Below are 13,070 nucleotides of genomic sequence, written 5' to 3' on the forward strand. Positions count from 1 at the left end.
GGACTCTTTTTCGTGTTCCTGGCCTCGGGTGACTTATGCCGGCTTAGCGTTGCGGGTGGCGGCTACCGGCCGGCTCGGTAGCCGAGGAACACCAACCCAGCCGTCCGCGTGGGCTGGTGCCTCCTTGCCGCTCACGGGGAAGGACGCCGACGCCGCGATGAACCAGCAGGAGCACACCCACGGACCCGAACTGGACGACCCGGGGGAGAGCCGGCCGCGGCCACGGCGACGGTGGTGGGCAATCGGGGTGGCCGGGATGACCGGCCTGGCCCTCACCGCTGCCGGCACACCGGTCGCCATGCCCGGCGACGACCAGCCCAGCAGACCCACCACCGACCGGTCCAGCAGATCCGCCAACGACCGGCCCCCGGGCTGGGAGTTGCGCGCGGACGGAGATGGTGCGGGCCAGGACGGCAAGAACGACCGGGGCGAGGGCAAGCCGGTCCCCTGTCACGCAGACCGGCTGATCGTCGAGATCACGCAGGCGAACGCCCGCGGCGGTGCCGTGCTTGACCTGGCACGAGACTGCACCTACCTGCTCACCGCCGACCTCGACGGCAGCGGGCTGCCCGCCATCACCACCCCGATCACCCTCAACGGCGGCAAGAACACCACCATCGAACGCGCCGCCGCCGCCGACCAGTTCCGCATCCTCACCGTCAATGCTGGCGGCGACCTCACCCTCAACCATCTGACCATCACCGGCGGCCACACCAACGGCGCGGGGGGAGGGGGACTCCTCGTCAACGCCGGCGGAACCCTAGCCGCCAACGACAGCACCGTCACCCGCAACCTCACCGTCGGCAACGGCGGCGGTATCCGCAACGCGGGAGTCACCGCCGTCACCCGCTCCCACGTCAGCCGTAACACCGCCAACCAACTCGGCGGCGGCATCGAAAGTACCGGCCGGTTGGAGATCGTTAAGTCGCAGGTCGACGACAACTCGGCACTTATCGCCGGTGGGATCTTCGCCCCGGGCGTCACGATCCGAGCGGGAAGCATTTCTGGAAATCACGGAACTTCCGTGGTCGGCGGGCTGTTCGTCCAGGGCGGGGTCAGCACGGTTGTCGGTACCCGGATCGCCGGGAACACCGCCAGCATCGTCGGCGGCGCCGCGGTCACCGGCAACGGCGAGCTGACGCTGCAGAACGTCCGGCTCGCGCAGAATACGGCCGCCATCGTCGGCGGTTTGTTCGTCCAAGGGGGCGTGGTCAGCGGCAGTACCGCTGTAGTCGCGGACAGCCTCGTCGAGAAGAACGTCTCCACGGCCAACATCGCTGGCGGAGTCTTCAACGGGGGCCAGACGGTGGCGCGGCGCACGAAGATCACCGAAAACCACGCTCTTCTGGGTGGCGGGATCTTCAATACCGGCACCGGCACGCTCACCCTCGACGGGACCAAGGTCGTCAAGAACATCGCCGTCACCGACGGTGGGGGCATCTTCAACGACGGTACGGTCGAGTTGAACACCGCCACCGGCACCATCGTGGTCAAGAACCGACCCAACAACTGCGTCAACGTCCCCGGCTGCTCAGGCTGACCTCAGGCCGAGACGGGGACGGGCAGGCCGAGACGGGGACGGGCAGGCCGAGACGGGGACGGGCAGGCCGAGACAGGGACGGGCAGGCCGGAGCAGCCGGGTCCTGGCCTCGGGCTGCCTGCCGGCCGGTTCAGGTGCCAGCGGAGGGAGATGTCCCGACTCCGCCGGGAGGCGCTGCCCTTGACGCTCGACGAGGGCGTGGACTTCTTGCCGAGGCTCACCGGGATCGTGCGCACATTCTCGCCGTCCTTCGTGACCACCATCCGCTTTGTCTCGTTCTCCACTGTCATGATCAGTGCTGTGTCGACCTTGACATCGACGGTGAGAGTCGGTTGGTCCCCCGGAGGCGCAGGCGGCGGTGAGCGTCAGGACACCCGTGAGTAGCCCGGCCACCAACGCGGGCCGACGCAGACCGGGACGGCGTCTCGCGTGCGGAACTGTCTCCCACGCCTTCGCCGCGCAACTGGCGCACATCGTGCCGCAACCGCGCCCCCTTCGCACTCACCCGCCCAAGGTCGCCCCGGTGGTTTTGGTGCTATCTGTCCTGAAAACTCGACCGAAAGAAGGGAGTGGGGATCGGATTAGAAGCCGGCTGAACTGGCGTGCTAGGGTTCTCCCCGTTGCCAACGAGCGCCGCTAGCTCAACTGGCAGAGCAGCGGACTCTTAATCCGCGGGTTCGGGGTTCGAGTCCCTGGCGGCGCACCAACGAGCAAGGCCCTGAACTGGTACTTCTGTGCCGGTCGGGGCCTTTTCGCGTACGGCGGTGGTGGCTGGTCGCTCGGTGGGTGCTCGGTAGCCGTTGGACCGGGCCGGCGATGCTGGGACCGGCGGTGACTGGTGCGACGCGGCCGGAAGGGAGGCGATCACCGATGGGCGATCATAGCCGGGTCGATCTCGTCATCTTCGACTGTGACGGGGTATTGGTGGACAGCGAGCTGATCGTCAGCCGGGTACTCGCCGACCGGATGCGGCAGCTTGGTATTCAGATCACCGACCAGGAGTGCACTCGCGCGTTCGCCGGTCTCGATCAGGCGGCGGCGGCCCAGTTGATCACCGATCGTCTTGGTGGTGCTGTCCCACCCGGTTGGTTCGACGCGTTGACCGTCGCGGTTGATGCCGCGCTGCGCGCCCAGGTGACGCCGGTGTCCGGCATCGTGCCGGTGTTGCAACAGCTTCGTGTCCCCGCCTGCGTGGCGTCGAACGGGCGGCCCGAGAAGGTCGCGTTGACCCTGGGCAGCTGCGGCCTGGCGGCGTACTTCGAGGGCCGGGTCTTCACGGCCGCCGAGGTCGCCCGTGGCAAACCGGCTCCCGACCTGTTTCTGTTGGCCGCGTCCAGGATGGGTGTCCCACCGGCCCGCTGCGTTGTTGTCGAGGACAGCGAGTCCGGGGTGGCAGCTGCACGTAACGCGGGAATGCGCGTGCTGCGGTACGCGCCTGACGGCTGCGCGCCGGAGCCTGTTCGAGCCTTCAGGAGCATGGCGGAGTTGCCGTCGCTGCTCGACCTTGCCAACGGCAACAGGAGCATCTCGGTATGGCCTGATAGCCAATGAGGACGGAAGATCACTTGCTGATCACGGTAATATCATGCCCATGGGTTCGACGGCGCGAAGGGTATCGCTGACCGGCATTAAGCCGACCGGTGAGCCGCATCTGGGCAACTACATCGGCGCGATCCTGCCGGCGCTGCGATTGGCCGACAGTTACGAGTCGCTGTATTTCATCGCGGACTATCACGCACTGACGACGATTCGCGACCGTGATCAGTTGCGGCACTACACCCGCTCCGTGGCGGCCACCTGGTTGGCGGCCGGGCTCGACCCGGATCGCACCACGTTCTACCGCCAGTCGGACATCCCGGAGATCTTCGAGCTGAACTGGATCCTGGCGTGCATGGCCAGCAAGGGCCTGATGAACCGGGCGCACGCCTACAAGGCGTCGCGGGACCGCAACCGGGAAGCCGGCAAGGAGGATCTTGACGCCGGCGTGAACATGGGCCTGTTCAACTACCCGGTGCTGATGGCGATCGACATCCTCATCATGGACGCCGATGTCGTGCCCGTCGGTCGCGACCAGTTACAGCATGTCGAGTACGCCGCGGACATCGCGGGCAGTTTCAACGCCGTGTACGGGGACCGGTTCAAGTTCAAGATCCCCGCTGCGGTGATTCCGGATGCGGGGTCGGCGCACACGCTGCCCGGCACCGACGGTCGCAAGATGAGCAAGTCGTACGGCAACACGATCCCGCTGTTCGCGCCAGAGCCCAGCCTGCGGAAACAGATCCGGCGTATCCCGACTGACAGCGTGCCGGTGGAGGAACCGAAGGACCCTGACTCGGCTGCCGTTTTCAAGCTGCTCGAGCGGTTCGGCGCGGCTGACGTGGCCACCGAGACACGGGCGCGGCTGTCGGCCGGTGGGATGGGCTGGGGAGAGGTGAAGGCGCAGCTCGCCGACGCGCTTGTCGCGGAGTTCGCGCCGCTTCGGGAGCGCTACGAGGCGTTGATGGCGCAGGGTAGTGAGCTGGACGACCTGCTTGCCCACGGCGCGGACAAGGCCCGGAAGCAGACCAGGCCGTTGCTGGAGCGAGTGAGAGACGCCATCGGCATCGGATAGCTTGGGCTCCGCCGGTCAGGTGAGCGCGTCGATCACCTGGTCGGCGCAGTGCCAGGCGGTGGTCCATTTGCCGGGCAGCGCGACAAGCAGATTCCCGGTGGGAGTCCATCCTTCTGGAGGCTGTCGGAGGTCCACGACAAGGCTGGATGGGTCAGTCTGCAGACTGATTGGCTCGCATACGGTCCCCCAGATCAGGCTGAGGTCCTGGCGGGCCTGCTTGAGACGGTGTCGATCGAGTGCTTCCCGTAGTCGGGCATGCTCTTCCGCCGTTGTGCCGTATTCACCCTGCACGCTGGGCAAGCCCACACGGATGCCACCACGATCCGGGCTGATCGCGAGCAGATCGCCGTCCAGCCAGTAGGTCACACCGTCGACCGCAAGCCCGGGCTGTCGGCCCCCGGCGATTCGGCGGTTGTGCAGGGTGTGCTGAATTCCGGCGTTGGACAGCAAGGTCGGTGTGCTGGCGCCGGCTGCCAGCACCACCATCCGCGACTGCGGCGCGGGAGACGCGATCGAGGCGAGGCCGCTATCCGGATCGCGACGCAGGACGGCGGTGAACCGCTGGACATCCGGTACGCCGCTGGTCCGTGCCAGATCGGCGAGGCGTGTGTTGAGGACCGACAGGTCGACGCTGTAGTCCGGGATGCGAAAGGCGGCTGCCGGCGGCGGGAACCTTCCCGCGCCTCGCGGGTCCACCTCCGAGGCGTCGATACCGATCTGCTGCCACCCGTCCAGGTAGCGCTGCACGCCATCTGCTGAGTGAAACAGCGCCATCCCGGTGGCCTCGCCGCACCGTGCGGGCCTGGCCAGGTCGTGCCAGCGGTCCCGCTGCTCCCAACAGGCTGCGCTGAGTGCGGGGAGTACCGGGGCGTAGACGGCGCCGGAGTGCAACTGACCGAAGTTGGCGCGCGAGGCCCCGGGGCGTCCATCGTCGAGGCAGCGAACGCGCAGCCCCTGCCGCGCGGCGGTGACGGCGATGGTGAGGCCGCACAGCCCCGCCCCGATAACAAGGACATCGACACTGTCGTCACTCATGACTGCCTCCACGGATAGGGCCCCGGCCGGACCGCTCATCGACGACGACAAGGTGGTATCGGTTGGCGAACCGGCGTACCAGTTCCACCGGTGCGTGGTGATGATCGAAGCGAAGCCGCAGCCGTGCGGGAGTCCAGCCCAGCCGGCCGCGGGCTGCCGCCCGATGGGCGAGCATAGAGTCGCGGTCGAGTACAAGACTGTGGAGATGGGCCAGGAGTGCGCTGCCATTGACAGCCGTATGGCTGGACTCGACATCGAGGGCTGGTACGCGCACCGTGAAGCCGTGGTGCGGTGCAGCCGACACGGTGCTGACCAATGCGTGAGCGGCCTGCTCGAAGGAACAGATAGGTTGAGGTTTCGATACGGTGCCCGTTCCCGAGCCGAGCTGGGGGAGCAGTAGCGCGGCGCCCGCGACTCCGGAGCGGGCATACCTGACGACCTGCCTGCGCTTCGCGAGCCCGTACGGCGTCTGATACAGCCCGGGAGCGAGCACAGCGGTCGTACTCGCGGCGATGAGCGTCGTTTCCCGGCCAGCGGCGCGAAACTCGGTTCGTAGCTGCAGCACGCCTTCGGTCGCGCCTCGGATGCTGCGGTGCATGGCGTCTACCCCGCTACGGTCGAGAACGACGTCCACGAGGTAGATAGGACCGGATGAGGCGATCCGGTTTGTAATGGCGGCGGCAACTCGGGCGCGGTCCCGGACGACCGTCAAGTCTGCGCCAACCCACTGAGTGCTGCCCGGCGTCGGGACAGCCGGCGGCGTCCGCGCGACCGCAACGACGTGGAATCCGGCGGCGACGGCCAGCGGCTGGACTGCACGGCCGAGGCGCCCCGACGCACCGAGGAGGACGAGGACCGGGCTCATCGGGCGCATCGCTGCCACATCTCCGCGAATTGGCCGAATGAGTGGCAGAACTCTCGGCGAGCCTGGCGCCAACTGTCGGGACGTAGGACGCGGTCTGCGAATGCCTCGCGGGTGCGGGCGACATCCACGGCGTCCCAGCCACTACTGAGTTCGATCGTTGACAGCAACGCGGCCTGGGACGACTCCTCGTCGTCCATCACCCGGTCGGTGATCTCGGCCCGGGTCATGTTGAGGTTAATGCTCGACGCGGGGATGCTCTTGGACATCTTGGGGTAACCGGCAAGCCCTTCGAGGACCCGGAAGTAGAGGCCGCCGATCCGGCCGCTCCAGCCGAGGCCCAGCTCACCGGCGTTCGCTTGTCGTTGTAGCACCAGGCGGGCCAGGTCCGTGAAGTACGCCTCCTCCATACCCGACACCATGAGGACGTTGCTGGCGCCGTTGTCGAAGGGGCCGAGTACGTCAGCGACCGTGTACAGCGAGTCGACCACCACCCCGGTTTCGCTGCCGAGCAAGCCGTGCTCGGCGTAAAGCTCCAAGAGGCTCTCACGGTGCTCCTGGAAGTCAGCCCGGGACAGATAGCGGGCGACCCGGCCGGCACGCACGAGGTTGTCGTGCTCAAGGTGGGACCGTAGTTCGGCTTGGTGGGGACCCAGGCCGAGTTCGACAAGGAACGCGAGCATCTGGTCGCGAACCCGCACCAGGGCCGACCATGAGACGTTGCGGGAGTTCCATGCCCCGAGGTCGGAGATGACGACCGTCATCGGCACATCGAGTTGTCGCTGCAACTCGATCGCGCCGAGCATGACCGACAAGGTGCCGGCGGTCGGTGCATTGGTCGGACCGAAGCCCGTCACGATCGCTAACGACTGGCGCCGGTCGGGGTGCAAGACCCACAGTGCGTCGTCGGTGTGGGTAAAACGGAGAGCGGTTGCTCCGAGCCGTTCGGTCAGGATTGCTGTTGATTCGGCGTCGATAGATACGGCGGGCATGGCGGCCCCTTCTTTCAGGAGAGCGTGCTCAGCAGGCGCATGGCGTGTCCGGACCGGCGGGCGTGGCGGACCAGGTTGACCGCCTCGTCGATGTCCATCCCGCTCGCCGCCACGACGAGGGCAGCGTTCAGCTCGACCAGTGCGGTGGTGGGCGTGTCGTCCCCGGGCGTGAGAGCGGAGGCCACGAGTGCGGCATTGCCATGGTGAGTGGGCCGGTGGGCAACGGCCTGGCGCCAGGATTGGGCCGGCTCTTGTCCCTGCTGGATTCCACAGGTGATGAAGCCGTTGTCGAGCCGCGCCAGCCTTCTGGTACCGATATCGCTGTGCTCGTCGATCATCTCGCCGGGGGACAACTCCGTGGAGGCGACGACGCCCGTGGTGAGATCCGGCCTGATCCTCCGGAGGGCTGCTGCGGCGAGGGTGACGTCTCGGTGCGCCAGGCCCAACACGTATCCGCTGGCGCGTACGCAGATGGTGGCGATCGGCATGAAGAAGCTCGCCGGATTCAAGGCACCGAAGACGCCGTCGTAACGCGCCGCGTAGCGCGGGCAGAACAGGGGATACGAGACGAAGGCGATCCCGAATCGAGCCAGCATCTCGGGAATGGCATCCAGCCGGTCGACGGCACGGATGTCGAGCACATCCAGGATGTCGGCGGCCCCGGACACAGCTGACACCGATCGGGAGACCCCTTTGACCACAGACGTTCCGCTGGCGGCGGCGAGGATCGCGGCAGCAGTGCTGACGTTGAAGGTCTTGAACTGCTCCTTGCCGCTGCCCGCCACGACTACGGAACCCTCGGGCACGTCCAGAGGCTGCGCGGCGTAGCCACCCAGCACCTTGTCAAAATCGGTGATCACCGCCCACCACTCGGACAACTCCGCCGGACCCAGGCGATCCTTGACGAGTAGATCAGCGCACCAGCGTCGCCAACGCTCATCCGCCGACGGTGAGGTGTCCCGTAGGAGGGTGTGCAGAAAGTCCGGGGACCACGGGCCGGTCGGGGCGGTGACCTGTCGGGCTTTCACGCCGACCACCACGTGCCGTTCTGGCGAACACCGCACAGCTCGGGCCGGGATTCGCCGCGCATGCGGTGTGACAGCCGTACGCCCGGCCGGGCGGCGAGGTGCATGGTGCCGCTACCCGGCAGTGCGTTGATCAGGTGCAAGCCGATGAACCCGGCGGCGCCGGCGACAAGGGCCAGAGACATCATCGCTGCTCTTCCTTCCGCATGGTCTGCTCGAAAAGTCGCTGCCAGACGTGGTTAAACAGGGGCGGGTCGATCCGAGGGAGGTCGAGTCGCTCGGCCGTGAGCACGGGGTCAGAACGGACCGCTCTGGTGGAGTTGTTGGTGGTCGTTGCCGTGGCATGGCAGGAGATGTAGACAGTCATCGCCGCTGTGCCCCCACGTGCGCCGTACCGTGCTCGGGCTGGTGCGGCCGGCTGGTGGGCGCGCGACGCCGGCTGTCGGTGTGGCGGGCCCGTCGGGAGCCGGACGGGCCCGCCACCGGGAGGCGGCGAGTGGAGGAATCTCGCCGGTCACTCGCCTGCGCAGCCTCGTTGGCAGTACGCGGGCGCGGAGTCAACCTCACGGCACCGAAGCCGACCACCGTCGAGGCGATCGGATCCGGTCGGGGCGACGCTTTGTCGAATTGGTGCGACGTGTCCACCTTGAACCTCCTGCCGCTGACGGGATTGGTCGACGATCACCGAGGCCAGCCCGGAGCAGGAGGCTTCGATGTTCGGCAATAGCGAACCGTCCATGGCGGCAGACCGGTACCGTCCACCACCCGTCCAATCGCAACCAGGTGGTGACGACCCGTAGCCAGACTGGCTAGCGTGATCGATGTCGACAGGCGATGTCCGGAGGTGCGCGATGACGGGACGGCGCTACCCCTCGAACCGGCGGCTAGCGTGGGAGAGACTCCAACGCGGTTGGTCCTACGAGGAGGTCGCCGAACGCATCCGCATCGAGATGAGCTGCGCCGGTGAGACTGACACCGGGCTCAACGCCAACACCGTCCGGCGGTGGGAGATCGGCGAGCGGCGGCCGGACCCCCGGTACCGCAAACATCTGGTCGCGATCTTCGGTAAGCCGGCCAGCGACCTTGGCCTACTCACTCCCGACGAGCTGGCCGTACGCCCGGACGAGGAAACACTGCACGAGTTCAGGAGGTTGTGGGACATGCTCACTGGAGAGAACAGCGGCAACGGTTGGGACCGTGGGTCCGTCCTACGCGCCCTGGTTGGCGCCAGCATGCTGCCCCTGGTCGCACCCCTGCTATCCCTCGACCCGGAAGCCGCACACGCCGACGGCAAGACCGTCGACCCCGACTCGTACCGGCAGATCGTGAACTGCCAACGCGAGCTGTACTGGACCAGCCCGGCCCGGCCGCTCTACGAGGCCGCCTATGCCCACACCCAGCTCGGGATCGGGCTCCTCCGCGCTGCCACCGGTAGCAGCCGGAACAGTCTTGCCTCCGCTCTCGCGGAGTCCGCGCTGCTCACCGCCCGGCTCGCCTTCTTCGACCTCAGCCAACCCGCCATCGCCGAACGCTGCTACGACGTCGCCCTCGCCGCCACCCGCGAGGCCGGCGACCACGCCCTGGCCGCCGCTGTCCTTGGCCACATGGCGTTCGTTCCTGCCTTCGGCCACCAGCCGGGCAACGCTCGGCCACTGGTTGACGCTGCTCTCCAGCACACCTGGCACGGCGTCAGCCCCATGGTCCGGTCTTGGCTGCACTGCGTCGCATCAGAGGTTGAGGCGCGTGCCGGAGCCGCAGCCGCCAGCCGTCGTCACATCGACCTCGCCGCGGGTGCGGTCAACGGTGATGGCACGCCGCCCGAATGGCTCGACTTCTACGACAACGGCCGCCTGCACTCGTTCGCTGGATACGCGGCCCTCGCCTGCGGCGACCACAGCGAAGCCACCGGCCAGCTCAACCAGGCGCTCGCCGCGCTCACCACCACCGGCGCCAAGCAGCGCAGCGTCGTACTCGCCGACCTCGCCACCGCTCATGGTGACGACGGCGACCGGGCCGCCGACTACCTCAACCAGGCTATCGACGCCGTGGAGAGCGACTGGTACGGCGTCGGCCTCGACCGGGTCCGAGCCGTTCGTCCCACGCTCAACGACAGTCGACACGGCATCCTGCTGGACGAACGCATTGCCGCCCTCACTGCCAGTCGGGCCGCGCTGCCGGGTAGTTAGCGTGCCGACTGGTTGTGCTTGCGTACGAGGTCAGGCAGCTCGGCCAGCGAGTCGAGCTGGAACCTGCATCGGTCGCTGACCGTCTTGTCGCCGAGGATGTAACCCCATGGGCCGCGACGGACCAGGGCGGTGGCGATACCCGCCTCCTGCGCCGGCCGGATGTCGTTGTCCAACCGGTCTCCGACGTAGAGCACCTGGTCAGCGGGGCATCCTGCCTCGGTGATTACGCGGTCGAAGAACGCGGTGGAAGGCTTCTCCACGCCCCAGCCGTCCGAGGTGCCGATCACGTCGACCGGTAGGTCCAGGGCACGCAAAATTGTCTCCGCCCGCGCCGTCTGGTTGCCGGCGAGGCCGACCTGTAGCCCCGACTCGCGTAGCGCGGCCAGGCACGGCCGCGCATCCGGGTAGAGGTCTTCCTCGGTGAAGGACTCGGGCTGGCCCGCCGCCGTCCGGCGTTCCCGTTCCTCGGTTAGGTCGAAGCCCGGTCGGAAGACCTGGAACGTCTCCCGGTAGTCCAGGCCGCGAGCGATGGTCGCCCCGAAGACGGCCGAGAAGGTGTGGCGCGGCACCCCGAGCCAGTCCGCCCAGGTGCCGTACTCCCGGGACTCGTCAACGATGGTCTCGCCCACGTCGAAGAATACGCTCGTGATCACCTGGCGATTGTGCCTGGTGCTCCCATCAGGATCAACGTGTACCGCGAGCCGAGCCGCCCGGCGGGCCGGTGCCGACCCTTCGGCCGCACCGGGTACGCCTCGGTTCGGGAAGCCGTGCCGGTCCGACTCACCGATGGGGTCCTCGGCGACCTGTAACCCTGGCCCGCTCGGCTAGCGGGAGCGCTGTCTCGCAAGGTGAGATGGCTGAACGGGGTGGGTCAAGATTTTTCTGTCATTTTCGGCAGCGAATCTGTACCACTGGATATCAGTACGGGTTGACGGGTACCAGCGCGTCCTACTGGGTTCTGAACAGTCATGATCGACTGCCGGTGATGTTGGTTGACAGGGTGCTGCCGGCGGAGGCGTACTGATACGAACGCGACCGCGTGACGGTCTGCCCGCCGTGTTCGATCGGCCGGGGTGGTGGCGCTCCTTCGGGAGCGTCGCCGGTCGTTGGAGGCTTGGGAGTGGGCGTGCTGTCGATGGTGTCGAGTGACAGGGGAGTCGTCATGAAGGATCTTTCTCCGGCGGGTTGAGTCGACGCCCCACCGGGCCGTCGTGATGTCGACGGTTCCCGGAGTATCTGTCCCAAGGCTGAGAGACGAGCCCGCTGCCGGCGCGGCACGCTGCCGCCCGCCCTGCCCTCCACAACTGTGACCGCTGTTCCCGCTGCCGCGACCACCTTACTGGTGGTCGTGTCGGCTTGTTGCTGCCCTGATCCGTGCCTCGGGTCGGCCGGTGTGCCGGTTGGCGTGTTCATTGACAACTCCACAGTGCGCCTTGCCGTCGTCTTCCGCGCCCGGCGGCTGCTGCGGCGCACACCTATGGCGTCACGGCAGTCGACGCCCCATTCTTTCGATCAAGGAGCTCTTGTGTTCTCTGTGCATCGCGTCTCACCGCGTTCCGGCTTTCTGCCGGTGGCGGTGACAGATTCCGTGTTGACCTCCGTTGCGGGGTCCGGGTTGACGTCCCCGTTGGGGTCAGTCTTCAGCCGGACACCCGAACGGACCCCCGTTTCCCGCTCACACCGCAGGTCAGCCCGTCTGTCAACACTGGCTGGTTGTGCTGCGACAGACCCGTCCTGGTCTCGGGTCTCTCCCCCTGGGGAGGCCATACGTATCAGAGAGGAGGTGATGGTGGATGGATGATCCGGTTCTGCGGGTGCAGTCGCAGTTGACCGATCGTGACCGGGTCCTGCTGGGCTGGCTCTACGACCACGGCGTGCTGACGTCGTTCCAGATCGCCCAGGCACTGTTCCCATCCCTTGATTTCTGCCAGCGCCGATTACGGACTCTGTATCGGCTGCGCCTCGTCGCTCGGTTCCGACCGCAACGGGCCGACGGCGGCTCCTACCCGTACCACTACGTCATCGACCAACTCGGCGCTGAGGTCGTCGCCGCCAGCCGCGACGAACGCCCACCCCGGCGCGACCACGCCCGGGTGGAACGGCGACGCTGGACCTCCACCCGCAGCCTCTCTCACCGCCTCGGGGTGAACAGCTTCTTCACTGACCTGGCCGGCCACGCCCGCACTCATCCGGACACCGGGTTGATCGAGTGGTTGCCGGAGATGGTGTGCCAGCGCGCCGGGACGTTCACCAGCTGCCAGGATCCGGGGCTGGTGCGGGCGTATCAGCCGAGGGTTCGCCCGGACGGCTACGGCCGGTGGGTCGATGGCGGTGTCGAGGTGCCGTTCTTCGTCGAGTACGACACCGGCGCCGAGCAGTTGTCGATCCTGGCCGGCAAGGTGGACGGCTATCGGGAGCTGTTCGGCACGATCGGGCGGGCGTGGCCGGTGCTGTTCTGGCTGCACTCGGCCGCCCGGGAGCGCAACCTACGCCGCGTGCTGGCCGACGTGGCGCTGGCGGTCGCCACCGGGGCCCGCGACCACGCCGCGACGACGGGCCTCGGCCCGGCAGAGGCGGTGTGGGCCGTGGCCGGTCGGGAAGGGCAGCGGCTGCGGCTGGCGGATCTGGCCGGGTATGCCGTTGACGCATCCAGCCGGGCGGGTGCGGCCGCGTGATCGGCGAGAGCACGACGGCCGTGGACAGTACCTCCGCGGCGGAGCGCACAGCAACCGCCGGCGTCTGTCCCGGATCTGTCGTGAGCAGTTCGGCCGGTGCTGACAGATCCGTGAGGGCATCAATCGTTGAGGAGGTGATGGGCC

Annotated in this window: 12 protein-coding genes, 1 tRNA gene and 1 pseudogene; 6 read left to right on the top strand and 8 right to left on the bottom strand. The window is 67.6% G+C overall.

Going from position 1 to position 13,070, the window contains the following annotated elements; translation table 11 throughout:
- The first annotated feature begins 157 nt into the window (after positions 1 to 157).
- Positions 158 to 1,540 carry a right-handed parallel beta-helix repeat-containing protein gene (locus tag T398_RS17735; protein ID WP_496448366.1) on the top strand — a complete coding sequence of 461 codons (1,383 nt, stop codon included), beginning with the start codon at positions 158 to 160 and terminating at the stop codon, positions 1,538 to 1,540.
- 185 nt (positions 1,541 to 1,725) lie between these two features.
- Here T398_RS17735 and T398_RS17740 read toward each other — a convergent pair.
- Positions 1,726 to 1,866 (bottom strand): annotated as a pseudogene (locus T398_RS17740) (L,D-transpeptidase); the annotation flags it as partial.
- Positions 1,867 to 2,170: 304 nt separating this feature from the next.
- On the opposite strand from T398_RS17740, the gene T398_RS17745 reads away from it, so the two are divergent.
- The 3 genes from T398_RS17745 (at position 2,171) to T398_RS17755 (ending at position 4,151) form a co-directional block, all read left to right on the top strand.
- Positions 2,171 to 2,246, top strand: a tRNA-Lys gene (locus T398_RS17745).
- A gap of 164 nt (positions 2,247 to 2,410) precedes the next feature.
- On the top strand, positions 2,411 to 3,091 hold the full coding sequence (locus tag T398_RS17750) for an HAD family hydrolase (RefSeq protein WP_496448312.1): 681 nt from the start codon (positions 2,411 to 2,413) through the stop codon (positions 3,089 to 3,091).
- 40 nt (positions 3,092 to 3,131) lie between these two features.
- Entirely contained in the window at positions 3,132 to 4,151 is a 1,020-nt protein-coding gene (locus tag T398_RS17755) for a tryptophan--tRNA ligase (RefSeq protein ID WP_496448313.1), read from the top strand.
- Between the two features lie 15 nt (positions 4,152 to 4,166).
- Here T398_RS17755 and T398_RS17760 read toward each other — a convergent pair whose 3' ends face one another.
- The 6 genes from T398_RS17760 to amcA all read right to left on the bottom strand — a co-directional run bounded on the left by T398_RS17760 (position 4,167) and on the right by amcA (position 8,432).
- Positions 4,167 to 5,186, bottom strand: coding sequence for an NAD(P)/FAD-dependent oxidoreductase (locus T398_RS17760; protein WP_496448315.1), 1,020 nt, complete (start codon positions 5,184 to 5,186; stop codon positions 4,167 to 4,169).
- Positions 5,179 to 5,820: a hypothetical protein gene (locus T398_RS17765; protein ID WP_496448316.1), complete on the bottom strand. Its 642-nt coding sequence runs from the start codon at positions 5,818 to 5,820 to the stop codon at positions 5,179 to 5,181. The genes T398_RS17760 and T398_RS17765 overlap by 8 nt, the downstream gene beginning before the upstream one ends.
- A 227-nt stretch (positions 5,821 to 6,047) precedes the next feature.
- Positions 6,048 to 7,040 carry a nucleotidyl transferase family protein gene (locus tag T398_RS17770; RefSeq protein WP_496448318.1) on the bottom strand — a complete coding sequence of 331 codons (993 nt, stop codon included), beginning with the start codon at positions 7,038 to 7,040 and terminating at the stop codon, positions 6,048 to 6,050.
- A gap of 14 nt (positions 7,041 to 7,054) precedes the next feature.
- Positions 7,055 to 8,068: a hypothetical protein gene (locus T398_RS17775; RefSeq protein ID WP_496448320.1), complete on the bottom strand. Its 1,014-nt coding sequence runs from the start codon at positions 8,066 to 8,068 to the stop codon at positions 7,055 to 7,057.
- The gene (locus T398_RS17780; RefSeq protein ID WP_496448321.1) at positions 8,065 to 8,253 is read right to left on the bottom strand and encodes a hypothetical protein; all 189 of its coding nucleotides are present in this window, start codon (positions 8,251 to 8,253) and stop codon (positions 8,065 to 8,067) included. The genes T398_RS17775 and T398_RS17780 overlap by 4 nt, the downstream gene beginning before the upstream one ends.
- Complete coding sequence (gene amcA / locus T398_RS17785; RefSeq protein WP_496448323.1) at positions 8,250 to 8,432, bottom strand: multiple cyclophane-containing RiPP AmcA; 183 nt, start codon at positions 8,430 to 8,432, stop codon at positions 8,250 to 8,252. The genes T398_RS17780 and amcA overlap by 4 nt, the downstream gene beginning before the upstream one ends.
- 484 nt (positions 8,433 to 8,916) lie before the next feature.
- Here amcA and T398_RS17790 point away from each other — a divergent pair, with 484 nt between their 5' ends.
- A complete protein-coding gene (locus tag T398_RS17790; RefSeq protein WP_496448324.1) occupies positions 8,917 to 10,251 on the top strand; it encodes a helix-turn-helix domain-containing protein in 1,335 nt (444 codons plus the stop codon).
- On the opposite strand, the gene T398_RS17795 is transcribed toward T398_RS17790, so the two are convergent.
- Entirely contained in the window at positions 10,248 to 10,904 is a 657-nt protein-coding gene (locus tag T398_RS17795) for an HAD family hydrolase (RefSeq protein WP_496448325.1), read from the bottom strand. The genes T398_RS17790 and T398_RS17795 overlap by 4 nt on opposite strands.
- Positions 10,905 to 12,044: 1,140 nt before the next feature.
- On the opposite strand from T398_RS17795, the gene T398_RS17800 reads away from it, so the two are divergent.
- Complete coding sequence (locus T398_RS17800) at positions 12,045 to 12,926, top strand: replication-relaxation family protein (protein WP_496448326.1); 882 nt, start codon at positions 12,045 to 12,047, stop codon at positions 12,924 to 12,926.
- Positions 12,927 to 13,070 lie beyond the last annotated feature (144 nt).

It is taken from the genome of Salinispora goodfellowii, assembly GCF_059570675.1.